This window comes from Photobacterium piscicola, assembly GCF_900166965.1.
Lineage (GTDB): Bacteria > Pseudomonadota > Gammaproteobacteria > Enterobacterales > Vibrionaceae > Photobacterium > Photobacterium piscicola.
On the sequence record NZ_FUZI01000004.1, the window covers coordinates 463,885 to 488,129 of the forward strand.

Consider the following 24,245-nt stretch of genomic DNA (forward strand, 5'->3'; position numbering starts at 1 on the left):
TTATGCAAGATTTAAATAAAGAGCAACCAAAACTTAAAGATCTACTTGAATTCCCTTGTAGCTTTGCCTTTAAAGTTATGGGTGAGAATAAGCCAGAATTGGCTGATCGTGTTGTTGAAGTTATTCAAAAAACAATCCCTGGTGATTACGTTCCAACGACAAAGCCAAGCAGTAAAGGGACTTATACCGCAGTCTCTGTAACGGTTAATGCTACTAATATTGAACAGATTGAAACACTATATAAAGAACTTGGCGCGATCGATATCGTGCGTGTTGTTCTATAATAGCAAGTCAGATGGCGGCTTCTTATAAGTCGCCATTCTTTTTTATCCCCCCTCCTTCTTTTTACGCATTTCTTGCTATTTTTCCTCTATTTTCACTTCACCACATAACTCTTAAAACTATTAATAAGCCCTGAATAACGGGTTAATCATGCATCTTTGAACAGTTTAGGTATAATGGTCTGGTTCACAGCCAGTAAATGGCGCTTTGCGTTATATCAATAAATAGGCACAAATTTGCAAAAATCTCTTATTATTAGAAATATGGGCCGTTGTGATTACCAAACCACCTTTGATGCTATGCATCAATTCACCAATGACCGCACTGATAACTCAGTCGATGAAGTATGGTTGGTTGAACATCACCCCGTCTTTACTCAAGGTCAAGCTGGCAAGGAAGAACATCTACTCAACACAGGTGAAATTCCCGTCGTCCAAAGTGATCGTGGAGGTCAGGTGACATATCATGGTCCAGGTCAGCAAGTTGCTTATATATTGATTAACTTACGCAGAAAAAAACTCAGTGTTCGTGACCTAGTCAGCCACATCGAAAACACAATTATAAATACACTATCTCAATTTGGGATTACATCTAATGCTCGCCCTGATGCACCTGGTGTCTATGTCGACAATCGCAAGATATGTTCATTAGGATTACGCATCAGACGCGGCTGCTCTTTTCATGGTCTGGCACTTAATATAAATATGGATTTGGCCCCATTCCAACGTATCAACCCTTGTGGCTACGCTGGAATGGAAATGACGCAAACAGCATCATTAAACGGCCCGAGTGAACTGATGGAAGTTCAGCCGGTACTCATTGAAGAATTAACAAAATTACTCGACTACTCACAAGTCGAGTGGATGACGGAAAGCAATCAACTATGAGCAAACCAATTAAAATTGAACAAGGCGTTAAATACCGTGATGCAGATAAAATGGCATTAATTCCGGTACGTAATGTAGCCCAAGAAGAAGCACCCAAAGACGTGTTACGTAAGCCTTCATGGATGAAAATAAAACTGCCATCTGACAGTAAGCGCATTCAAGAAATAAAATCAGCCCTACGCAAAAATAACCTGCATTCTGTTTGTGAAGAAGCATCATGCCCAAATTTGGCTGAGTGTTTTAACCATGGCACCGCTACCTTTATGATTTTAGGTGCCATTTGTACACGCCGTTGCCCGTTTTGTGATGTTGCCCATGGTCGTCCATTAGCACCTAATGCTGAAGAGCCAAGTCATTTAGCTCAAACCATTGCGGATATGAAATTACGCTATGTGGTTGTAACATCTGTAGACCGTGATGATCTTCGTGATGGTGGCGCACAACATTTTGTTGATTGTATTAATGCCATTAGAGCTAAAAGCCCACAAATTCATATTGAAACCCTAGTGCCTGATTTCCGTGGTCGTATGGATCGCGCACTGGATATTTTTCAAGATACAGCGCCAGATGTATTTAACCATAACCTAGAAACTGCACCACGCTTATACCGTAAGGCACGTCCTGGAGCAAACTATCAATGGTCATTGGATTTATTAAAGAAATTTAAAGAAATTCACCCAACAGTACCAACAAAATCAGGCGTTATGATGGGACTGGGTGAAACCAAAGAAGAAATAATTCAAGTTCTAAAAGATTTGCGCGCTCATGGCGTTACTATGCTAACCCTTGGTCAATACCTTGCACCAAGTCGTCATCACTTACCGGTTGAACGTTACGTGCCGCCTGAAGAGTTTGACGAGCTAAAACAAATTGCACTTGATCTTGGTTTTACACATGCGGCTTGTGGTCCATTTGTACGTTCGTCTTACCATGCCGACTTACAAGCTCAAGGTGTCGAAATTAAATAATGAATTAATTCGTTCATTAATTTCCATAAAAAAACCGCTTTAGTCTGCACTAAAGCGGTTTTTTAACAACTAAACCACAAGGTTAATTATTTAGCAAAAGCAGCGCCAAATACAGGAGCAATAGAATCTAATACAGAAACTGTTACTGGCTTACCTTCGTTATCAGTAATGTTCAATGATGTACGATTACCTAGATCACCAACTAAAATACGATATTTGTCATTGGTTAAATTCATCGGCTTCGTACCTAACTGAGTCCAAAACGCATCATCAGGTTGACGGTATTTAACTTCAATTAGACCTTGTGAACGATTACGATCTTCAATAGTAAAGCCTAACTGTTGTAGCATTGCAGGTAAGCGTTCCCACATATCTTCATACGACGCACGCGCAATAATAATCGGTAAACCACTACGATCGGTTCCCATTACTACTGGAATGTTTTTCAATTGCTCAGCTGCCGCTAAACGCGCTTGCTCACGAGCCATATTGTCGTACTTAGACATCACTAAATTGGTCATTAAAATGCTGTAGCGACGCTTATTATCTGTACTAACTGGTTTCACATCACCATTTTCACGCCAATCAGTTAGCGTAATACGGTAGCTATTAATGTTAGGCGTTTTTTCTATCGTGTAACGGCTACTGATCTTGGTATCTTCGTCATCATTAGTCCAAGAAACCCAATCAGTATCAATACGATCAGCGCTTTGTTTTATAATACCGACATTATTATCTGTGATCAGCTTTTGTGTCACACGCCAGATCTTCATCAGATCATTTGACGATGGCATAAACAAGGTTACGCCTTGCTGATCAATCGCAGAAGTGACTCCTGGAATCAATTCTAGCACTTGTAGTGGTGGACGAATATCAACCTTAGTGCCCACTTCGCCTTTATAAACCTGTTGCGGGATCGCATAGTTAGTATTACTAAAGGGTTGAGCCCCTGCCGGCAACGTCCAACTCTCAAGCGATGGCGTATTAAGATAATTAAAATCTTGCGCTGCCTGTCGACGACTATCCGTACCACTAGAACATGCGGTGATCGTTGTCACTACGACGGCGGCTAATGCTAGCCGGTATTTATAATTCATTTATGCTCCTGCGCTCCTAGATTGTTACAACCACGAATGAATAACTACGTATTATAATACGTTAGCATCAATAAGTGCTTGTTTAACAACAGGCTGCTGTGATTCGCTTAAAACAGTAAGCGGAAGTCGTAAGTTATCGTGTTCAATTAACCCCATTTGATGAGCAGCCCACTTAACGGGAATAGGGTTAGCTTCAACAAACAGTTTGGTGTGTAACGGCATTAAACGTTGATTGATCTCTTGAGCCGCATCAATGTTACCTTCTAAAGCAAGGTTAAACATTGTCGCCATTTCTGCTGCAACAATATTTGCAGTAACAGAAATAACGCCATGACCACCTTCAGCAACAAAATCAACCGCAGTTGCATCATCACCGCTTAGTTGGATAAAATCTGCGCCACAAAGTTCCCGTGTTTTTTTAACGCGAGTAATATCACCTGTTGCGTCTTTAATACCAATAATGTTGTCAAGTTTTGCTAAACGAGCAACAGTTTCAGGCAATAAATCAACCGCAGTACGACCCGGTACATTATATAAGATTTGTGGTATATCCGTCGATTCAGCAATGGCTTTATAGTGTTGGTATAAACCTTCTTGGGTTGGTTTATTATAGTATGGTGTCACACTTAAACAGGCAGCAATTCCCGTACCAGAAAACAGTTTAGTAATGGTTATTGCTTCATGGGTTGCATTTGCACCCGTACCTGCAATAACAGGAATACGCCCATCAACATACTCTAATGTTTTTAAAACAACTTTAATGTGTTCGTCAACCGTTAGTGTTGTTGATTCACCTGTTGTTCCCACGGCAATAATTGCAGTTGTACCTGCTGCAATGTGGTAATCGACCAATTTCTTAAGGCCGATATAATCAACTTCGCCTGAAGGATCAAATGGTGTTAATAGTGCTACCATGCTTCCTGAAAACATGTCTGTCTCCCCTGTTTTATATATCGTAACAATTCTAAACTAACAACATTAACAACCAATCATTAAAAATGGTTACGGTATATAGCTAGTTAATAAGTCATGGTACTTTTGCATGGCTATAAACTCAAGCAAAGGGTGACTGAAAACCGTTAACTGACGCGCTTTATCGTATTCATGTTAAGCCCATCAGCAATGTTTTACGTATCTTATCCCTAAAAATGTTTTTTTTGAGTCATTATTATTGTTAACCCTACAATTATAATAAAAAATTTTGTGATTATTGATGGTGAATTGCACTCATTGGAATAATGAGTCTGTGCTAACATGCTAGTAATGATCACGAAAATATGGCGCTAAATATGGAACATTACCTCGTAATAACAGCTGTAGGTACTGACCGCCCAGGTATCACCGATGAGATCACCCATCTTGTCGCAAACAGTGGCTGTAATATCATTGATAGTCGAATTGCTCTTTTTGGCTCAGAATTCACCCTGATTATGTTACTTTCAGGCAATAGCAATGCGATCTCAAGAATCGAGTCTACATTGCCCCTTAAAGGCCAAGAACACGACTTAATCACGGTAATGAAACGCACCAATAAACATATTTCTCGTTTCTTTCCATACACGGCTGATTTTCATATTGAAGCAAAAGATAGCCCAGGGTTGATTAAGCATTTCACGCATTTTATTGCGAGTCGCAAGATTGATATTTCAACCCTGAGTGCCAATACGATTGAAAATGGCCATGATGATATCGACAATAAATTAGTCCTTCAAATCAGTACTAATTTACCTGAAGATTGTAATTTAATGAGTCTACAAGAAGAATATGAAGCACTCTGTAAGCAGCTCAATGCTCACGGCACAGTCAACTTTATAGGTCATCACTGATATTATTCTCTTTCAACAGTCCACCATAACAACACATTTAAATTTGTGTTTATAACTTATTAATAAGGACCGCTGCATGAATACATTAACACCGGGAATGCTCGCCCCCGCTTTTACCTTACTTAACCAAGATAACCAGCCCATCAGTTTACGTGACTTTGCGGGTAAGAAAGTATTGGCTTATTTCTATCCTAAAGCAATGACACCTGGCTGTACGGTTCAAGCTTGTGGCTTACGTGATAGCAAAGCCGAACTCGATGCACATAACGTGGTTGTTTTAGGCATCAGTATTGATCCCGTTAAGCGGTTACCTAAATTTATTGAACGAGACAATCTTAATTTCACCTTATTATCAGATGAAGATCATGCAGTGGCTGATCAATTTGGTGTTTGGGGTGAGAAAAAGTTCATGGGTAAAGTGTACGATGGTTTGCACCGCATCAGCTTCTTAATTGATGAGCATGGCAAAATTGAGCACGTATTTAATAAATTTAAAACCAAAGATCATCATCAAGTAGTGTTGGATTACCTTAATCAGTAATATTGTTATAACGCTCCTTAAATAAAAAAGGCCAATCAAGGCCTTTTTTATTGATGATTATTTGTATCAAGCCGTTTTAATAACTCACTGGTGGGACAGTTTCTTTCATTACTAATGCGCCCCACACAGCTTTGACTAAAGTTGCTAATGGAATCGCAAAGAAGACGCCCCAGAATCCCCACAGACCACCAAACACCAACACTGCAACTATAATTGCCACAGGGTGTAAATTAACCGCCTCAGAAAACAGCACGGGGACTAAAACATTACCATCTAATGCTTGAACAATACCGTATGCTGCAAGTAACCACCAGAACTCAGGTGTCCATCCCCATTGGAATAAACCAACCATCGCAACAGGTATTGTAACGGCAGCGGCACCGATATAAGGAATTAAAACGGATAAGCCGACTAACACACCAAGTAAGGCTGCATATTGAAGCCCCATCACCATAAACACGATATAACTGGCGATACCAACAATAAAAATTTCAATCACTTTGCCACGAATATAATTAGAGATTTGCTGATTCATCTCAGCACTCACTTTACTCGCTAAACGACGATTACTCGGTAAAACGTCAATAAATGAACGTAAAATCGTGTCTTTATCTTTCAATAAAAAGAAGATTAATAATGGCACTAAAATCAAATAGACACCAAGAGTAGCTAAGCTCACTAATGAAGAAAGAGATCCTTTAACGACACTGCCACCAACGGCTAATACTTTTTCACGTAAAGTATCGGTTAATACTGTCACTTGGTGTGGCTGTACAAAATCAGGATAACGTTCAGGTAAACTTGAGACATAAACCTGTAAATCATTAAACATTTTTGGTACATCAGCACTTAAATTGGTAATTTGATGCCAGATAGTGGGTACTAAACCAAATAAAGCCAATACCATTAATCCAGCAAAGATAATCAGCACGATAGCAACGGAAATTGTTCGCGGTAAGCCCCATTGAGTAAGGCGAGCAACAGGTGATTCAAGCAGATACGCTAACACAATCGCAACCAACAATGGCGTGATTAACCCACCAAAGAAATACAAGGTTAAAAAAGCACCGGCTAAAATGATCATTAAACTCACAGCATGAGGATCAGAGAATCGGCGCTGATACCAATTTTTAAACATATGCAGCATGAAAATTACAGTCCTTTTTTCACAATAATAACCAGCTGATAGGTATTTTCAGCCTGTATATCAAGAATAAATCCATTGTTTTTTAAATAACGAATAATATCCATTTGAGTGCCGTCGGCTAAAACCTTAATTTCAAGTTTCTGGGTCGACAATAAATCGCGACATTCTCGCTTTACCATCAATAATGCTAATGGACAACGGTGAGCCATGAGATCAAGTGTTAGGATTTCCATTCCAATTGCGTGACAGTGATTATCCATTATCGTATTGTAACCTTAACCGCAAGGAATAAGCGAGATAACCACAAGACGAAATATAACAATAGCGAACCTAAGCTAAAATTCGCTGTCATAACAACGCAGAAGGTTATCGATAATTACCCCGTTATCCCATATTAATCGACATGGTGGTTGTATTACTTATATGTTCCAATTTGCTAAAGCACCAACTTATCTCTTACTGTCAGCCTTGCTAACAACAAGCTTGCCAGCTATAGCGAATAATGCCTCTTTGCCTGATATTGGTACCACAGCAGCATCAACCCTCACTATTGATAAAGAAATTGAATATGGTGAGATGTACATGCGTATGATGCGTGCCAGTCGTCCTATTATTAATGACCCCGTATTATCAGAATATATTCAAGATCTTGGGCATAAATTAGCCGCTAATGCTGACGGTGTTAAAACCCCATTTAATTTTTTCTTAATTAAAAATTATGAGATCAATGCCTTCGCACTCTTTGGTGGCAATATTGGTATTCACTCAGGATTATTTTTACATGCCAAAACTGAAAGTGAACTCGCCTCAGTTATCGCACATGAAATTGCTCACGTCACCCAACGTCACCTTGCACGTTCATTAGAAGATCAAGCGAAAAAAAATCCAGCAACAATGGCAGCAATGCTAGGCTCGCTACTATTAACAATTGCAGCACCAGAAGCAGGAATAGCAGCACTCCATGCAACCACTGCCATCTCAATGCAAGGCATGTTAAATCACACCCGTAGTAATGAAAAAGAAGCAGATCGCATTGGTATATCCACCCTCGCTAAGGCTGGATTTAATCCACAAGCCATGCCACATTTTTTTGAACGGTTAGCTGAACAATACCGCTATACCACTAAACTACCAGCAATGTTACTCAGCCACCCATTACCTGAATCACGTATAACTGACAGTCGCTTACGTGCTAATAACTATTCAGTGGTAAGATTACCGCCTTCAGAACGCTACCTATTAGCAAAATCACGAATGGTGGCTCGCTATGTCGGTTTTAGCCAAACATCAGCCTTAAACTGGTTTAACGCTGAACTTAAAAAGACGCCAGTTAATCAACGTAAAGAACTGAACTATGGTAAAGGATTGGTTTATCTTGATAGTGGTCAATACGCTAAAGCCCAGCAATTATTATTGCCACTCCTTGCAGCTGAGCCAAATAATGCTTTTTACATAGATGCCGTTACAGATTTAAATCTCTACCAAAAACACTATGACAAAGCGATAAACCGTTTAGAAAGTGCCTTACAATATCAACCAGAAAGTAGCGTATTACAGTTAAATTTAGCTAATGCCTTATTTGAAGCTCAACGTTATCAACAAAGCATTAAAATATTGAACCGCTATAGCTATCAACATCCCAATGATATTAATGGCTGGGCATTATTAGCGCAAAATTATGCTAAACAGAATCAACGAGATGGTGAATTAGCGGCGATGGGAGAATTAGCAGCATTACGTGCTCAATGGGGGCTAGCAGTTAGCAACTACACTCAAGCGGCGCAACGAGCAAAACTAGGCTCTCTTGATCAAGCACGTTATGATGCACGATTGGATCAACTTCGCCTTCAACAAGCCAAATTTGAAGCTTTACGTTCTTCTTTTTAGTGGCTCTTTTTATTTATAAGGAATTTATTATGACCATCACTATTTATCACAATCCACGTTGTTCAAAAAGCCGCGAAACATTAGCCATACTGACAGAGCAAGGTATCACTCCCACAGTAATTCATTACTTAGATACACCACTGACAATTGAACAACTTCAACAGCTTTACCGCCAACTTGGCTATAACAATGTCCGTAAAATGATGCGTACTAAAGAACAACAATATAAAGAACAACAACTCGATGTGGAAACACTCACGGATCACACTTTATTTGAAGCAATAGTGTCATGCCCTAAATTACTTGAACGTCCGATTGTGGTTAACAATGACAATGATAAAGCGGCAATGGGCCGTCCACCTGAGCATGTATTGAGTATTTTATAATGACTAAAATCTTAGTGCTCTATTACAGTCTTCATGGCAATACGCGTCAATTAGCACGTCATATTGGCCGTGGTATTGAGCAAATAACAGATTGTGAAGCAGTACTAAGAACCGTGGCTGACATTTCAACAGCAGCCACATCACAGCTAACAACAGCGTCCGACCCCATTGTCAGTCATGATGATCTCAAACAATGTGCAGCCATGGCGATGGGAAGTCCGGTTAGATTTGGCAATATGGCAGCGCCACTCAAGCACTTTTTAGACAGTACCAGTGCTGAATGGCTATCAGGTACATTAATTAGTAAGCCTGCCTGTGTGTTTACCTCATCGTCATCATTACACGGGGGACAAGAAACAACGCTACAATCTATGATGTTACCGTTGTTACATCATGGAATGCTAATTGTTGGTATTCCCTACTCTGAACCGTTATTACATACAACGCACCATGGCGGTACACCTTATGGCGCATCGCATGTTAATAACGGCACAAATAAACAATTACACCCAGATGAAATAGCACTTGCTCAAGCCATTGGACGGCGTTTAGCAACCACAGCATGTAAATTAAACGGCTAAGAAAAGGAATCTTCATGCCCAAAATGCAACGATTGACCTATTTCTGTCGTCAAACTGCATTATTCAGTCATTGTAGTTTGATTATTTTTATTGGCCTATGGCAATTATTGTTATCGCCTCATCCTCAATTATCAGCCCTCATCATTACCGCATTATGGGTCATCCCCTTATTATTCCCCTTACTCGGAATGCTAGCAGCAAAACCGTATACCCATGCGTGGGCAAATTTTATTTTACTGTTTTATGTTCTGCATGCCGTTACGCTTATCACCCTCAATGATGGAGAACAAGGATTAGCTATCATCGAGTTGATTATTGTTAGTGTTTGCTTTATTAGTAACATTCTGTTTGCACGTTTACGCGCTAAAGAGCTAGGCATAAAATTAAAACGATTATCACTAGTTGAACGTGAAGAGCGAACCCGTTATAACGATTAATTAACTGCCGTCACCGCTAAAAATATCAAAAAAAGCCTCGGTATCATTACCGAGGCTTAGATTTAACGATCACGCTATTGTTATAATGCGACGCTATCAGCTATTCCAATAATAAATATTTTGTGGTGTTACTGTTAATACGCTCACTGCAGGCACAGAAGACGGTGTAGTTGCCGCTGTCGAAGTTGCTGTTACTGGTGTTGATACCGCAGGGTCAGCCGCAAAAGCTACACCAGATTGAATTTGACGAATTTGATCATCGTGGCTAATTTCTTGATGGAACGCCTGCTCAGAACCTTGAAGATTCAATTGAAAAATAACACTATTGCCTTTAATTCTCATGGCATTCGCGCTGTGCACTGTCGTTAAACCATTGAGCATTTTTTCTAATGCAAAAAAGTTTTCTGTTGAGTGAATATTATCAACTTCAATATTAATATTCCCCCCCGCTGCGCCACCTAAAACAACGGCATATTTCTTAGCTAGATAATCAGTCACTTGATTAATCATCTTAGTTGACGTCTGCGCTAATGTACCCGATGTTGTGCCACTAATCGGCTGTGTCTCTGTCGTTGCTATTTTGCTTGGCTGTTGTGGGTAAAACTGCCAATTTAAGCTAACATTTCCGTCAGGCTGTTGTTGTGCTTTAACCAGCAATAATCCATCAGCATTATAATGTGCGCTAGCAGAGGCAATAGGATCAATAAAATCACCCCATAAATCTGACGCATTGACCGCTGTTGCATCAGTCATGTCACCAACAGGGAACGTTAATGGTAAACCTCGACTGTCCGCCGCTTGTTTGGTGTCGTTCACCAACCCATTAGTTGATTGATCCCACAAAATATTACGTTGTTGACCATCGCTATCAACCATCCATACTAAAATATTTGGACGTTGATCTTTCCAAATACTTGCTTTTGATTTAATCAGCAATTGCTTAATTTGGTGTTTATCAAAACTTAAATCAATGGCCCGCTGACCATTCACTTGGCTGTAACCAAACTGACTAATATAGTGACCACTGTTAGTAATCGCGGTTTTAATTGCTGCGTTATCAAGAACATCAGTATTACCTGATATTTTCACCAACACATTCGCTAATCCTTGTTCGCGAGCAGCTTGATCTGCTTGTTGATCATTCCCAATCAAAGTAACTTGGGTTTGATAAAGATCATTCACCGTCGCAGCTTGTACTGGCAAAGCCAATACGGCTAAAAATAATAATGCAAATCGCAACATAGTAAGACTCATGGTTAACTCAAAAAAATAGACCTATTAAAGCAGACAACAGGTTTCACCATTGGTGCCGTATCATAGCGCAGAGTGTGAATAATTCACTCGACAAATTCGAGAATATGATTCTATAACTCACATTTTAAACTGCCTAATAACTCTTCCCATGCAAAGAAAACGCCATTCGTTCTAAATTCACACAATCATGAGCATTTTTTATCTTTCATTCATCTAGGTTATCGTTTGCTTCCATGCTAGGATCACGCGATTTTTTTTTACTCAGAGATGAATATCATGATGCAGGTTCTTCAAGGTGCGCAAATGTTATTTGTAGCATTTGGAGCATTAGTTCTGGTTCCGTTATTAACTGGACTTGATCCTAATGTTGCCTTATTTGGCGCAGGTGCTGGCACACTATTATTTCAGATCGTCACTAAACGTTCTGTTCCCATTTTTTTAGCCTCATCTTTCGCCTTTATTGCTCCAATGATGTATGGCATTCAAACATGGGGCGTTGCAAGCACTATGGGCGGATTAATGATGGCAGGTGTCGTGTATGTCATTATGGGATGCATTATTAAAATTAGAGGGGTCGGCTTTATACACCGTCTATTACCTCCCGTTGTTGTGGGCCCGGTCATCATGGTAATTGGTCTAGGCTTAGCTCCTGCTGCTGTCAATATGGCGGTAGGTAAAACGGGTGGCGGTGACGTACAGCTTGTCGCTCATGATGTTGCATTATGGATTTCTGCTATTTCTCTGATTGTAACAATCAGTTTAAGTGTGTTTGCTAAAGGGATTTTAAAATTAGTACCAATTGTCGGAGGTATCACAGCCGGTTACATTACCAGCCTTGGCTTTGGCGTTGTTGATTTCACACCAGTTATTCAAGCAAGTTGGCTGGCAATGCCAAATTTCACTTTTCCAGAATTTAATCTTAATGCCGTGCTGTTTATGATTCCCGTAGCGATTGCACCGGCGGTAGAACATGTCGGTGATATGCTCGCAATATCCAACGTAACCGGTAAAGATTATCTTAAAAAGCCCGGGCTTCACCGTACAATGGCTGGTGATGGTATAGCAACGATTGCAGCATCATTAATGGGCGCACCACCAAACACAACCTATTCAGAAGTGACTGGTGCCGTTATGTTAACCAAAGCCTTTAATCCTGTGATTATGACATGGGCAGCGGTTACGGCCATTGTATTAGCGTTTGTCGGAAAACTGGGCGCTATATTGCAAACAATTCCAGTGCCTGTGATGGGCGGTATTATGATTTTATTATTTGGCTCAATCGCAACGGTTGGTCTTAATACTTTAATTACTCATCAAGTTAATCTTCATAAACCAAGAAACTTAGTTATTGTTGCAGTAACACTTGTCTTTGGTATTGGTGGCATGGCATTTGGTATTGGTGAATTTAGTCTTCAAGGCATTAGCCTTTGTGGCATAGTCGCTATTTTATTAAACCTGATTTTACCGCATGATTTAGGTGAAGATGCAACCAGTATGCAAGTGGAAGATACTGAACATCTGTAATGACTGTCGTTATTATTTATAATTTATTACCCTAAATAAAAAACCGGACATATCAGTCCGGTTTTTTTATATCAGCGATAATCAAGACTAAAATTATTTAGTACCAAAGATTTTATCACCAGCATCGCCAAGACCAGGAACAATATATCCCTTGTCATTTAGCTTCTCATCAATAGCCGCAGTGTATAGCTCTACATCTGGGTGTGCTTTTTCTAGTGCTGCAATACCTTCAGGTGCCGCAACAAGTACCAATACCTTAAATTGAGTACAACCATGTTCTTTTAATAGATCAAGCGTTGCAATCATTGAACCGCCAGTTGCTAGCATTGGATCAACAACAAGTGCAATACGCTCATCAATGTTTGAGGCTAATTTATTAAAGTAAGGTACAGGCTCTAGTGTTTCTTCATCACGGTAGATACCAACAACACTAATACGTGCACTTGGCATATGCTCTAATACACCGTCCATCATGCCTAAACCCGCACGAAGAATTGGCACTACAGTCACTTTTTTACCTTTTAGTTGATCGATTTCTACTGGGCCATTCCAGCCTTCAATCATCACTTTTTCTGTTTCGAAGTCTGAAGTCGCTTCATACGTTAGTAGGCTGCCAACTTCGGTGGCCAATTCACGAAAACGCTTAGTGCTAATATCACCTTCACGCATAAGACCAATCTTATGTTTAACCAGTGGGTGTTTCACCTCAACGACTTTCATCTCGACTCCTGGGAACTAAATTATAAAAAAATAAAAAAATCGCAGCATTATATACCAAGCCAATCGATTGCCGATAGTCTCAAATGCGTAATTGATTAAAATTTAATTGCTACAACAATTTGACGCAAACGTTTGCTCTACTATGAGGACTGCTGGTATTATACGCTGGTTTTTTACTTTAATACGTTTGAGGGATCATCTGTGAGCAACAAAAACTCTTCTCTTAGTTACAAAGATGCTGGTGTTGATATTGATGCTGGTAATGCGTTAGTTGACCGTATTAAAGGCGTAGTTAAACGTACTCATCGCCCTGAAGTTATGGGTGGTATTGGCGGTTTTGGTGCTTTATGTTCCCTACCTACAAAGTACAAAGAGCCTGTTTTAGTGTCTGGTACTGATGGCGTCGGTACTAAACTTCGCCTTGCTATGGATCTAAAACAGCACGATACCATTGGTATTGATTTAGTCGCTATGTGTGTTAACGATCTGATTGTACAAGGCGCTGAGCCTCTATTTTTTCTAGATTATTACGCTACCGGTAAACTTGATATTGATACAGCTGCAAGTGTTGTTACCGGTATTGGTGAAGGCTGTATTCAATCAGGCTGTGCACTTATTGGTGGTGAAACGGCTGAAATGCCTGGCATGTATCACGGTGAAGATTACGACGTTGCCGGCTTTTGTGTGGGTGTCGTTGAAAAAGCAGACATTATTGACGGCTCTAAAGTTAGTGCAGGTGATGCCCTAATTGCTGTTGGCTCTAGCGGTCCACACTCAAACGGTTATTCATTAGTACGTAAGATTCTAGAAGTATCTCAAGCAGATCTTAATCAAGAACTTGACGGTAAAACACTGTCTGAGCACTTATTAACTCCAACTAAAATTTATGTAAAATCAGCATTAAAGATGATTGAAAATTGCGATATCCACGCTATTTCTCATATCACTGGTGGTGGTTTCTGGGAAAATATTCCTCGTGTATTACCACAGGGAACCAAAGCCGTAATTGATGGTAATAGCTGGCAGTGGCCGGCGATTTTTAACTGGCTACAACAAGCAGGCAATGTCGATACCTATGAAATGTACCGTACCTTCAACTGTGGTGTCGGTTTAGTGATTGCATTACCACAAGCACAAGCTGCACTTGCTATTGAAATTTTACAGGCAGAAGGCGAAAACGCATGGTTGCTTGGTAACATTGCTACGGCTGCCGCGGGTGAAGAGCAAGTAGAGATTAACTAAAGCTATGCATAATATCGTTGTCTTAATCTCAGGAAATGGCAGTAATTTACAAGCGATAATTGATAATTGCGCTAATGGCGTCATCAAAAATAGCCGTATTGCTGCTGTGATCTCAAATAAAGCCGATGCTTATGGCCTTAAGCGAGCCCAATTTGCCAACATAGAAACTGCTTCTATCGCGGCAACGGATTACGCCAACCGCCAAGATTATGATCAAGCTTTAATTGAAAAAATTGATACTTATCAGCCTGATGTGATTGTGTTAGCCGGGTTTATGCGGATTTTATCTGCGAGTTTCGTCAACCACTATCAAGGAAGAATGCTTAATATTCATCCTTCCTTGTTACCTAAATATACGGGATTAAACACCCACCAGCGCGCCATAGATGCGGGGGATCGCGAACATGGCACCAGTGTCCATTTCGTTACCGAAGAGCTTGATGGTGGCCCCGTTATTTTACAGGCAAAAGTCCCCATTTTTACAACAGACAGTGTCGACGATGTTATTGAGCGTGTGCAACAACAAGAACATAATATCTATCCATTAGTTATTCAATGGCTGCTAACTCAGCGATTATCAATGCAAAATGGGGCCGCGGTGTTAGATGGTAATCAACTACCACCACAAGGTTACGCTGCACAATAATCATTATTTGATGCTCACAAAAAAGGCGATCTTATTAAGATCGCCTTTTTATTATTACTGATAAATCAGATCAATTGGGTTTAGCACGCATTAACGTCTGCTGCGACGGCATGATAAACCGTCTCGCCAAAATGGAATACGCGAAATTCACCACGTACCATCTTCTGCCAGCTTTCATCATTCGTTAGAGGCTGAGTTGCAATCACTGTCACGACATCATTCGCCGTTGTTTCACGTTGAAAATCAATCGTTACATCTTCATCAATTAATGATGCTTTACCAAACGGGGCGCGACGAGTGATCCAATGTAAGTTATTAGTACAATAACTCAGAACATAGTCACCATTACTCAGTAGCATGTTATATACGCCCAATTGGCGCAATGTGTCACAACACTCTGCAAAATAACCAAACACAGGGGTCATATCTTCCGGCAATACCGGAAAACGAATTTCTAACTGATTCATTAGCCAACAGAAAGCAATTTCACTGTCAGTATCACCCACCGCTTGATTACGGCCAGTAACCAATTGTTCATAACCCGTCAATTGACCGTTATGAGCAAAAGTCCAATAATTACCCCAAACTTCACGTGTAAAAGGATGAGTATTTTCTAAATTTACCCCACCACGATTAGCTTGACGAATATGACTTACAACGGCACGACTTTTTATTGGGTATTGTTGTACCAATTCAGCAATACGTGATTTACAGCTTGGATTTGGATCTTTAAAGGTTCGAAATCCTTTACCTTCATAAAAAGTGATCCCCCACCCATCACGGTGTGGTCCTGTATTACCACCACGCTGCATTAAACCAGTAAAGCTAAAACAAATATCTGTTGGCACATTGGCACTCATGCCTAATAATTCACACATTTTTATTTCTGCTCTTTACGCTGAATCATGCTCATTTAAAGATCAATAATCGTTAGTATGATGGGATATATATCCCCCAATCGACGATTATTTTTCCATTTCTTTTTCAACTAACATAATTAAAATATGAATAATTTTAATATGAATTTCTTGAATGCGATCGGCATAGCCAAAATGTGGCACTCGAATTTCAACATCAGCAAGTCCTGCCATTTTGCCACCATCTTTACCGGTTAAGGCGATAGTTTTCATTCCCTTAGCTTGCGCTACTGCAATTGCTTTTAGAATATTGGCAGAGTTACCTGACGTTGATAACCCAAATAACACATCGCCTTTAGCGCCAACCGCTTCTAAATAGCGAGAAAATACATATTCATAACCAAAATCATTACTGACACAAGATAGGTGGCTCGGATCGGAGATTGCAATCCCAGGATAACCTGGACGATCGTCTCGGTAGCGACCGGTTAATTCTTCTGCAAAATGCATCGCATCACAATGAGAACCACCATTACCGCATGACAATACTTTGCCACCTTGCTTAAATGAATCAGCTAACAATTTAGCCGCTGCTTCAATATCAGCCAAGTTTTTGTCGTCATTTAAAAAACGGTTAAGGACGTCAGCGGCATCAGTCAATTCGCTGCGGATCAGATCTTTATACATAAGCTGCTCTCTCAATGTTTTCCATTAAATACAAATCAAGCGAGCAATATGCTCGCTTGATGCTGTAATACATCGTTAATCGCAGTTTACATACAAATAACTTACAGTGTCGACTCTTGATCTGATGCTTTGTCAGAATTAATCACTAAAGTTTGCTGTAATTGCGTAATTGAATGTACTAAATGAAGATTTGTTAGTTCAAATACACCTGCATGCTCCAATTTACGTTCAACATGCGGTAGTACCCCTAGCAAATATACAGGTAAAGTAGATAACCGATCCAATGCAGATTCAAAAGCATGAATAGCCGTGATATCAATAGTTGATACATCACTAAAATCAAGCACAACTGCACGGGTTTCCATTGTTGCATGCTCAATCACAGAAAATGCTTTTTCACTCGCAGCAAAGAATAACGGTCCATTAATATCGTACACCACCACATCATCACCGAAATTAAGGTGTGGATGTTTCGCATCAGTAATAGTAACGGTAGTTAAGCTTGCGATACGTTGAATAAACAATACGCCAGCTAATAACAAACCAACAATTACCGCCACCACCATATCAAATGCAACAGTCAGAATAAAACAAGTCATTAAAACAGCGACATCACGGCGAGGTGCTACTTTCAATGTATGCACAAAGTGTGGTGCCTCTGACATGTTCCATGCCACCATAATAAGTAGACCGGCTAAAGCACTCATTGGAACATAAGACAGTAAAGGCGCTAAAGCTATCATTGCGGCTAAAACAAAAATCGCATGAATAATACCAGAGATCGGAGAAAAAGCGCCTGAACGAATATTAGTCGCTGTACGAGCAATAGCTGCCGTCGCTGGAATACCACCAAAGAATGGCACAACCATGTTCGCAATACCTTGACCCACTAATTCCGCATTAGGATTATGTTTAGTACTGGTCATACCGTCAGCAACAACAGCACACAATAACGATTCAATACAACCTAAAATTGCAATAGTTAACGCTGAAGGCATTAGCTCAATCATTGTTGCCCAATTGAAGGTATCTGATTTCCATAACGGTAAAAATTGTGGTGCTTCTTGAGGAATACCGTGACCAACAATATTGCCAATGGTGTAGCTGAATTTCTCACCAAGTAACGTAACATGTTCAAGGCTAAAGTGATTTAAAGCTAGCGCTAAAAGTGTACCCACAAATAAAGAAACTAAATGAGGTGGAACGCGGGTTTTTAGTTTAGCCCAAACAATAAAGGTCATGATCGTAATAATACCAACCAATGCGTCAGCATAATTCGTGGTTGATATGGCATGTGAATAAGCCATTACTTTTTCAGGAAAATGAATCGGGCTACCTAAAACATGTAAACCCAAAAGATCTTTTAACTGTAAAAAGGCAATAACAAAACCAATCCCTGCGGTAAAACCTGTTGTTACCGGATAAGGTACATATGCCACTAACTGCCCAAGTCGAAATACGCCCATCAACAATAAGATAACCCCAGACATCATGGTCGCAAGCATTAAGCCTGATAAACCGTATTTCTGTGTTATTGGTAATAGGATTACCACAAATGCAGCTGTTGGTCCGGTAATATTAAACCGTGAACCACCCAATAACGCCGCTAAGAAACCAGCCACGATAACAGTATACAAACCATGTTGAGGAGGAACACCTACCGCAATTGATAATGCCATACCTAATGGAATAGCCACAATACCAACAGTAACACCTGATACTAAATCGGCACGAAGCTTGGAAAGGGAATATCCCTGTTTCCACGATTGAGAGAGAGCTTGAAAAATCAACACAACAAAACCCCTGTGCTTATTGCACATAATAAAATAGGCATTGATGTCAACCCGAAAAGAGGGTCCGGCGGGCAACTGTCAGTCGGAAATCGGGAAAGGCAACAAACGGAAATACCGCTCACTTATCACTTGTGTAAAAAACACACAGTCGCAATAACGTGAACGGTATCACAATAGTGCTATATGTTAACGCTTCACTAATAATTCGCAAGTGAAAATAAAATCACCAATGATCTCGATCAAGGCGAGTAAAACCGCAGTATTGGTGTTTTTTATGATCTCATTACCGATCAATTATCAAATTAAATATTTTACATTTCTTTAAAAAATAACTTACAATCAGTCATAAGTGGTTAGACCTCTTACCTTGATTATTAAGACTGCCATACTCTAAAAAACTATCGTGCAATATTGCGCTAAAAAGATGACTCAATCACGGGCCTTTTCTGAATGCAATACACTGTGCTGCTATATGATTACGGAGAATCGCTATGCTGACATTTATATACTTAATTAGCTTTATCTGTGTGTTTGGCATCCTCGCCTATCACCGTATCTCTCGTCTTATTTTTACCGCTATCATTGCCGCATTGTTAGTATTAGGTACCCTAATAAATGTTACAGGAATTATTAGCTGGTTAACGTTTGCTGTGATTGCCTTACCATTAAATATCCCCCAATTACGTAAAAAATTTATCACTCAATCAGCACTTCAATATTTTAAAAATGTTATGCCTCAAATGTCACAGACTGAAAAAGAAGCAATTGACGCTGGTACAGTATGGTGGGAAGCCGATCTTTTTAGTGGTAACCCCGATTGGAATAAACTTCATGCTATTCAATCTCCAACCCTAACACCGGCAGAACAAGCCTTTTTAGATGGGCCAGTGAATGATATTTGCCGCATGGTGAATGATTTCCATATCACTCATGATCTTGCTGATCTACCGCCTGAAGTGTGGCAGCAACTTAAGCAGCATAAATTTTTTGCAATGATCATTAAAAAAAATTATGGCGGGTTAGAATTTTCAGCTTATGCGCAATCACTGGTCTTACAGAAATTAACCGGCGTATCCTCGGTCTTATCTTCAACGGTTGGTGTGCCAAACTCTTTAGGCCCCGGAGAGTTATTACAGCACTATGGTACTGATGAACAAAAAAATTATTACTTACCACGCCTAGCTGCGGGTGATGAAATCCCTTGTTTTGCTCTCACTAGCCCAGAAGCAGGATCAGACGCTGGTTCGATTCCTGATTTTGGTATCGTCAAAAAAGGGATATGGCAAGGTGAAGAAATACTGGGCATGGAACTAACATGGAATAAGCGCTATATCACCTTAGCCCCAGTCGCCACTGTATTAGGCTTAGCCTTTAAATTATTCGATCCCGACCATCTACTTGGCGATAAAAAAGATATTGGTATCACCTGTGCCTTAATTCCAACCAATATTGATGGTATTAAAATTGGCCGTCGACATTTTCCATTAAATATTCCCTTCCAAAATGGTCCAACCCAAGGCGATAAAATCTTCGTTCCAATTGACTTTATTATTGGTGGTCAAACTATGGCTGGCCAAGGATGGAAAATGCTTGTTGAATGCTTATCTGTTGGACGAGGAATTACCTTACCGTCAAACACCACTGGCGGTTTAAAAACAGCGGCAATGGCAACCGGAGCCTATGCCCGTATTCGTCGTCAATTTAAATTACCCATCGGTAAAATGGAAGGTATTGAAGAACCCTTAGCACGGATCGTCGGTAATGCTTATGTGCTTGATGCTGCGACAACATTAACCGTTACTGGTATCGATTTAGGCGAAAAACCCGCGGTGATTTCAGCCATCGTTAAATACCATTGCACCCACCGTAGCCAAAAGAGCATTATTGATGCCATGGATATTGTCGGAGGCAAAGGGATTTGCATGGGACCGAGTAACTTCCTTGCGCGAAATTATCAAGGTGCTCCCATTGCAGTCACCGTTGAAGGGGCCAATATATTAACCCGTTCAATGATCATTTTTGGCCAAGGGGCGATTCGTTGTCACCCTTATGTACTTGATGAGATCAATGCTGCTTATATTGACGATCAGCAGCAAGCACTTAGTCAATTTGATAAAGCGGTATTTAATCATATTGGGTTTGTGTTGAGTAATATAGCCCGTAGTTTTTGGCTGGGCTTAACCGATGGTCGAGGCTCATCAGCTCCCCACAAAGATGCAACCTCTCGCTATTATCAACAAATGAATCGCTATAGTGCGAACCTTGCATTATTAGCCGATATCTCAATGGCAACACTGGGTGGATCACTTAAACGTAAAGAGCGTTTATCGGCCCGTCTTGGAGATGTATTAAGTCAATTATACTTAGCCTCCGCCACACTAAAACGCTATACCGATGAAGGCCGACAAGCGGAAGACATTGTGTTAGTACACTGGGGCTTACAAGATGCACTTTATCAAGCAGAAGTCGCCATTGATCATTTCTTAGCTAACTTTCCTAATAAAGTCATTGCGCAAGGATTACGGTTTATTATGTTACCAACAGGGTTACGTCGCCGCCAACCGAGTGATGAATTAGATCACCAGCTAGCACGCGTAATTCAAACCCCATCAGCCACACGAGATCGTATTGGTCGTGGCCAATTTTTAGAAGCAACAACAAATAATGCGGTTGGAATGATGGAGGTTGCTCTACTTGATATTCTTGCCGCAGAGCCAATTTATGATCGTGTCTGTCAAGCCGCGAAGACACCGTTACCGTTCATGCAATTAGGCAAGGTTGCAGCAATAGGATTAGAACTCGGCGTGATCACCACCGAGGAAGCGCAATTACTTCACCGAGCAGAAGCAGGACGCTTAGACACCATTAATGTTGATGACTTTGATCCAGCACAATTAGCAATTAACCCGCTTCAAACCACACCATCAATTAATAGTGCAGCATAAATAAGCGCATCATTGTGATGTTCAAAGGCAAAAACCACTGAACATCACATACTTATTTAGGCACAATTAAATCACTCTGAACAGCACGTTTACGTCGCCACATCAATAACACCACCAGCACACTTATAACGATGACAATATTGGTAATAACAACCCACAATAACCGTTGTTGCTGTTCATTCTGAATAATTAGTTGCTGTTTTGCCTGTTGCTGCGCTAAAGAAGCACTAAAATCAACCGCGACAGCAGCAACTTGGGTATAGTTTTGTTGGGATAAACGAAACACTAACTCTCGCTGAGTCAATGAGTCAGTCACATACGCCCAACCTCGCCACCATGCTTTACCTATTTGAGCATCATTAGGCCATGTAAGAACTAAATGTGACTGTTGATGGTGGGAGCTTCGTTGAATAATTCTCGGCTTTTGCTGGGGTTGTTTAACCACCAGATAAGCAGCCAATGATCCTGAAATCGTTTGATCGGCTTTAGCCTCAATATTAACGCTATGCGAGGTTAATGGTTGATGACTTTGTACAAATGAGGTCGTGATAGGTGCAGGATAAACAAGCACAGTTTGCTCAACTGCACGTTTAAATACCCCATTAGTTGATGCTATTTCAACACGGTATTTACCCGGTTCAACATTCACATTAAGTGCCACAGTAAAAATACCATCACCCGCAACTTCATCATACTCTTGGCCATCATCGGCAAATTGCCCCACCTCTATTGGTGCCGGCTCATTTGACTCATTCAACTCATTCAACTCATTCGATAATATGGACGTCAGCGGATAAAAAACCACCTTTAACTGCACGCGATCTAAAAAATCACGTAACAGTAATGGTTGTTTATTTTGCGTTAGCTGTGCACTAAATTTTAATACTTCTGTTTGATACAACTGTGCGGGTAACGGTTCAGCCTGTAATTGAATATTTGAGATGAATCTAATGCCATTATTTATCGACACTTTCCCTAAGGCTTGCCATGGCCCCGCCATCGGATGAGTTATAGAAATAATATCCATCCCTTTATCGGTATACCATGACATCGTGTTTGCGTGGCGATCAGCATAATATTTACGTCCATCAGGGGCGACTAACACCACTGACTGGCTCGGTTGCTCACGAGTGACAACAAACGTTATTTGCTCTATCTCAGGATCAACACGAAAGCGATTATCAAGCCACGTTAATCTCGCTTCTGCTTGCGCCCAAGCACTTGCTATTAATATCCAAGTACAGAGCGGAACATAGAAAATAAGTAGCCATAATCGCCGCAACATACTGCCTCTAAAGACGCCAAATAACGTCAGCCTTCTTACCAATCAGATCAAGCCTATCTTGATGTGCTGTTAGTTCATCGGCCGTTGCATGGATAACCTTTAATTCTTTTCGACCACTAGCCAAACGTCGAATACTGGTTTCCGTTGTAGAGTCATCGTTACCACTGCTTAAACGTAATGATGTTTGACCACCGGTCATCATCAAATAAACGTCAGCTAGAATCTCGGCATCGAGTAATGCGCCGTGCATCGTACGATGTGAGTTATCAATACCATAACGCGAACATAAAATATCAAGGTTATTTCGTTTACCCGGAAACAGCCTTTTCGCCATTTCGAGGGTATCGGTTACTCGACAAATATCTTCTATTTTTGCGATTGATGCGCCCATCTTATGGAATTCATAATCCATAAAACCGGTATCAAACGATGCGTTATGTGCGACAAGCTCAGCGCCATCAATGAAATCAATAAATTCTTGGTGAATATCTGCATACACAGGTTTATCACGTAAAAATTCATCCGTAATACCGTGGACAGCTATCGCCTCTGGATCGATTTTTCGATCAGGCTTGATATAAACATGGAACGTATTGCCAGTTAATTTACGGTTAATGATCTCTACCGCACCAATTTCGACAATACCGTGGCCTTCATAATGAGGGCCCGTCATGTTCATACCCGTTGTTTCTGTATCAAATACAATAATGCGTTGGTTTGTGGCTTTCATAGTAGTTAATGTGTCAGACTTAAGTTTTTATCTAAGGCAAAACTACCCACTATGATGAAGCAGGTAGAAATTTTCACCGATGGATCGTGTTTAGGTAATCCTGGTCCCGGCGGTTATGGCACAGTATTAAGATACAAACAACACGAAAAAGAGCTTAGTGGTGGCTATTTAATGACCACCAACAACCGCATGGAACTGCTTGCCGCTATTATGGGACTCGCCAGTTTAAAACAACCATGCCGTGTTGATCTTACCACTGACAGTCAATATGTGCGTCAAGGAATTACGCAATGGATACATAATTGGAAAAAAAGAGGTTGGCAAACAGCAGATAAAAAGCCCGTCAAAAATGCCGATCTTTGGCAACAGCTTGATCAAGAAACCCAGCGCCATCAAGTTCAATGGCATTGGGTTAAAGGTCATGCCGGACATCCAGAAAATGAACGTTGTGATGTTTTAGCGCGTACGGGTGCAGAAAATCCAACGCAAGCTGACAAAGGTTATCAGCCAAATTAAACTAAAG

At 40.5% G+C, this 24,245-nt stretch carries 25 protein-coding genes; 14 read left to right on the forward strand and 11 right to left on the reverse strand.

All coding sequences use genetic code 11. The features are described from left to right. Window positions 1–2 precede the first annotated feature (2 nt). The 3 genes from ybeD (at window position 3) to lipA (ending at window position 2,137) form a co-directional block, all read left to right on the forward strand. Window positions 3–284, forward strand: coding sequence for a DUF493 family protein YbeD (gene ybeD / locus CZ809_RS13535; RefSeq protein WP_061000189.1), 282 nt, complete (start codon window positions 3–5; stop codon window positions 282–284). A gap of 234 nt (window positions 285–518) precedes the next feature. Then, window positions 519–1,169, forward strand: a complete 651-nt coding sequence (lipB, locus tag CZ809_RS13540; RefSeq protein WP_080158125.1) for a lipoyl(octanoyl) transferase LipB — start codon at window positions 519–521, stop codon at window positions 1,167–1,169. Next, window positions 1,166–2,137: a lipoyl synthase gene (lipA, locus tag CZ809_RS13545; protein ID WP_080158126.1), complete on the forward strand. Its 972-nt coding sequence runs from the start codon at window positions 1,166–1,168 to the stop codon at window positions 2,135–2,137. The genes lipB and lipA overlap by 4 nt, the downstream gene beginning before the upstream one ends. 86 nt (window positions 2,138–2,223) lie before the next feature. Here lipA and bamC read toward each other — a convergent pair whose 3' ends face one another. Together bamC and dapA are read right to left on the reverse strand one after the other, a co-directional pair. Next, window positions 2,224–3,234, reverse strand: coding sequence for an outer membrane protein assembly factor BamC (gene bamC / locus CZ809_RS13550; RefSeq protein WP_080158127.1), 1,011 nt, complete (start codon window positions 3,232–3,234; stop codon window positions 2,224–2,226). A gap of 51 nt (window positions 3,235–3,285) precedes the next feature. Further along, the gene (gene dapA, locus CZ809_RS13555) at window positions 3,286–4,164 is read right to left on the reverse strand and encodes a 4-hydroxy-tetrahydrodipicolinate synthase (protein ID WP_080158128.1); all 879 of its coding nucleotides are present in this window, start codon (window positions 4,162–4,164) and stop codon (window positions 3,286–3,288) included. A gap of 359 nt (window positions 4,165–4,523) precedes the next feature. Here dapA and CZ809_RS13560 point away from each other — a divergent pair, with 359 nt between their 5' ends. Both CZ809_RS13560 and bcp read left to right on the forward strand, forming a co-directional pair. Beyond that, on the forward strand, window positions 4,524–5,060 hold the full coding sequence (locus CZ809_RS13560) for an ACT domain-containing protein (protein ID WP_080158129.1): 537 nt from the start codon (window positions 4,524–4,526) through the stop codon (window positions 5,058–5,060). 76 nt (window positions 5,061–5,136) lie between these two features. Beyond that, window positions 5,137–5,601 (forward strand): thioredoxin-dependent thiol peroxidase, encoded by a 465-nt coding sequence (gene bcp, locus CZ809_RS13565; protein ID WP_080158130.1) that lies wholly within the window; start codon window positions 5,137–5,139, stop codon window positions 5,599–5,601. 76 nt (window positions 5,602–5,677) lie between these two features. Here bcp and CZ809_RS13570 read toward each other — a convergent pair whose 3' ends face one another. Then, a complete protein-coding gene (locus CZ809_RS13570) occupies window positions 5,678–6,748 on the reverse strand; it encodes an AI-2E family transporter (RefSeq protein ID WP_080158131.1) in 1,071 nt (356 codons plus the stop codon). Window positions 6,749–6,753: 5 nt separating this feature from the next. Continuing rightward, complete coding sequence (locus CZ809_RS13575) at window positions 6,754–7,008, reverse strand: sulfurtransferase TusA family protein (RefSeq protein WP_235865941.1); 255 nt, start codon at window positions 7,006–7,008, stop codon at window positions 6,754–6,756. Window positions 7,009–7,171: 163 nt separating this feature from the next. Between CZ809_RS13575 and bepA the strand changes: the two genes are divergently transcribed. Genes bepA through CZ809_RS13595 form a run of 4 tightly spaced genes read left to right on the forward strand, consistent with a single transcriptional unit; the run spans window position 7,172 to window position 10,039 of the window. Continuing rightward, complete coding sequence (bepA, locus tag CZ809_RS13580; RefSeq protein ID WP_080158132.1) at window positions 7,172–8,635, forward strand: beta-barrel assembly-enhancing protease; 1,464 nt, start codon at window positions 7,172–7,174, stop codon at window positions 8,633–8,635. 29 nt (window positions 8,636–8,664) lie between these two features. Continuing rightward, window positions 8,665–9,021: an arsenate reductase (glutaredoxin) gene (gene arsC / locus CZ809_RS13585; RefSeq protein WP_080158133.1), complete on the forward strand. Its 357-nt coding sequence runs from the start codon at window positions 8,665–8,667 to the stop codon at window positions 9,019–9,021. Beyond that, on the forward strand, window positions 9,021–9,602 hold the full coding sequence (gene wrbA / locus CZ809_RS13590; RefSeq protein ID WP_080158134.1) for an NAD(P)H:quinone oxidoreductase: 582 nt from the start codon (window positions 9,021–9,023) through the stop codon (window positions 9,600–9,602). Before arsC ends, wrbA begins: the two co-directional genes overlap by 1 nt. A gap of 14 nt (window positions 9,603–9,616) precedes the next feature. After that, on the forward strand, window positions 9,617–10,039 hold the full coding sequence (locus CZ809_RS13595; RefSeq protein WP_080158135.1) for a DUF2069 domain-containing protein: 423 nt from the start codon (window positions 9,617–9,619) through the stop codon (window positions 10,037–10,039). A gap of 96 nt (window positions 10,040–10,135) precedes the next feature. Here the strand turns inward: CZ809_RS13595 and CZ809_RS13600 are convergent, their stop codons facing one another. Next, complete coding sequence (locus CZ809_RS13600) at window positions 10,136–11,293, reverse strand: DUF2066 domain-containing protein (RefSeq protein ID WP_235865944.1); 1,158 nt, start codon at window positions 11,291–11,293, stop codon at window positions 10,136–10,138. A 276-nt stretch (window positions 11,294–11,569) separates the two neighbouring features. Here CZ809_RS13600 and CZ809_RS13605 point away from each other — a divergent pair, with 276 nt between their 5' ends. Beyond that, window positions 11,570–12,817 (forward strand): uracil-xanthine permease family protein, encoded by a 1,248-nt coding sequence (locus CZ809_RS13605; protein ID WP_080158137.1) that lies wholly within the window; start codon window positions 11,570–11,572, stop codon window positions 12,815–12,817. 93 nt (window positions 12,818–12,910) lie between these two features. On the opposite strand, the gene upp is transcribed toward CZ809_RS13605, so the two are convergent. Beyond that, window positions 12,911–13,537 (reverse strand): uracil phosphoribosyltransferase, encoded by a 627-nt coding sequence (gene upp / locus CZ809_RS13610; protein ID WP_061000219.1) that lies wholly within the window; start codon window positions 13,535–13,537, stop codon window positions 12,911–12,913. A 201-nt stretch (window positions 13,538–13,738) separates the two neighbouring features. On the opposite strand from upp, the gene purM reads away from it, so the two are divergent. Both purM and purN read left to right on the forward strand, forming a co-directional pair. Then, complete coding sequence (gene purM, locus CZ809_RS13615) at window positions 13,739–14,779, forward strand: phosphoribosylformylglycinamidine cyclo-ligase (protein ID WP_080158138.1); 1,041 nt, start codon at window positions 13,739–13,741, stop codon at window positions 14,777–14,779. Window positions 14,780–14,783: 4 nt separating this feature from the next. Beyond that, window positions 14,784–15,425, forward strand: a complete 642-nt coding sequence (gene purN, locus CZ809_RS13620) for a phosphoribosylglycinamide formyltransferase (RefSeq protein ID WP_080158139.1) — start codon at window positions 14,784–14,786, stop codon at window positions 15,423–15,425. 80 nt (window positions 15,426–15,505) lie between these two features. Here purN and CZ809_RS13625 read toward each other — a convergent pair whose 3' ends face one another. From CZ809_RS13625 to dauA, 3 genes are all read right to left on the reverse strand, one after another. After that, the gene (locus CZ809_RS13625; protein ID WP_080158140.1) at window positions 15,506–16,303 is read right to left on the reverse strand and encodes a class II glutamine amidotransferase; all 798 of its coding nucleotides are present in this window, start codon (window positions 16,301–16,303) and stop codon (window positions 15,506–15,508) included. Between the two features lie 87 nt (window positions 16,304–16,390). Next, a complete protein-coding gene (gene lpcA, locus CZ809_RS13630) occupies window positions 16,391–16,969 on the reverse strand; it encodes a D-sedoheptulose 7-phosphate isomerase (protein ID WP_080158141.1) in 579 nt (192 codons plus the stop codon). A 101-nt stretch (window positions 16,970–17,070) separates the two neighbouring features. Next, on the reverse strand, window positions 17,071–18,762 hold the full coding sequence (dauA, locus tag CZ809_RS13635; RefSeq protein ID WP_235865952.1) for a C4-dicarboxylic acid transporter DauA: 1,692 nt from the start codon (window positions 18,760–18,762) through the stop codon (window positions 17,071–17,073). A 491-nt stretch (window positions 18,763–19,253) separates the two neighbouring features. Between dauA and fadE the strand changes: the two genes are divergently transcribed. Then, the gene (fadE, locus tag CZ809_RS13640; protein WP_080158143.1) at window positions 19,254–21,707 is read left to right on the forward strand and encodes an acyl-CoA dehydrogenase FadE; all 2,454 of its coding nucleotides are present in this window, start codon (window positions 19,254–19,256) and stop codon (window positions 21,705–21,707) included. A gap of 52 nt (window positions 21,708–21,759) precedes the next feature. Here the strand turns inward: fadE and CZ809_RS13645 are convergent, their stop codons facing one another. Beyond that, window positions 21,760–22,992: a TIGR03503 family protein gene (locus CZ809_RS13645; protein ID WP_080158144.1), complete on the reverse strand. Its 1,233-nt coding sequence runs from the start codon at window positions 22,990–22,992 to the stop codon at window positions 21,760–21,762. Between the two features lie 7 nt (window positions 22,993–22,999). Next, window positions 23,000–23,722: a DNA polymerase III subunit epsilon gene (dnaQ, locus tag CZ809_RS13650; protein WP_080158145.1), complete on the reverse strand. Its 723-nt coding sequence runs from the start codon at window positions 23,720–23,722 to the stop codon at window positions 23,000–23,002. Window positions 23,723–23,773: 51 nt separating this feature from the next. Here dnaQ and rnhA point away from each other — a divergent pair, with 51 nt between their 5' ends. Next, a complete protein-coding gene (gene rnhA, locus CZ809_RS13655) occupies window positions 23,774–24,238 on the forward strand; it encodes a ribonuclease HI (RefSeq protein ID WP_080158146.1) in 465 nt (154 codons plus the stop codon). Window positions 24,239–24,245: the final 7 nt, after the last annotated feature.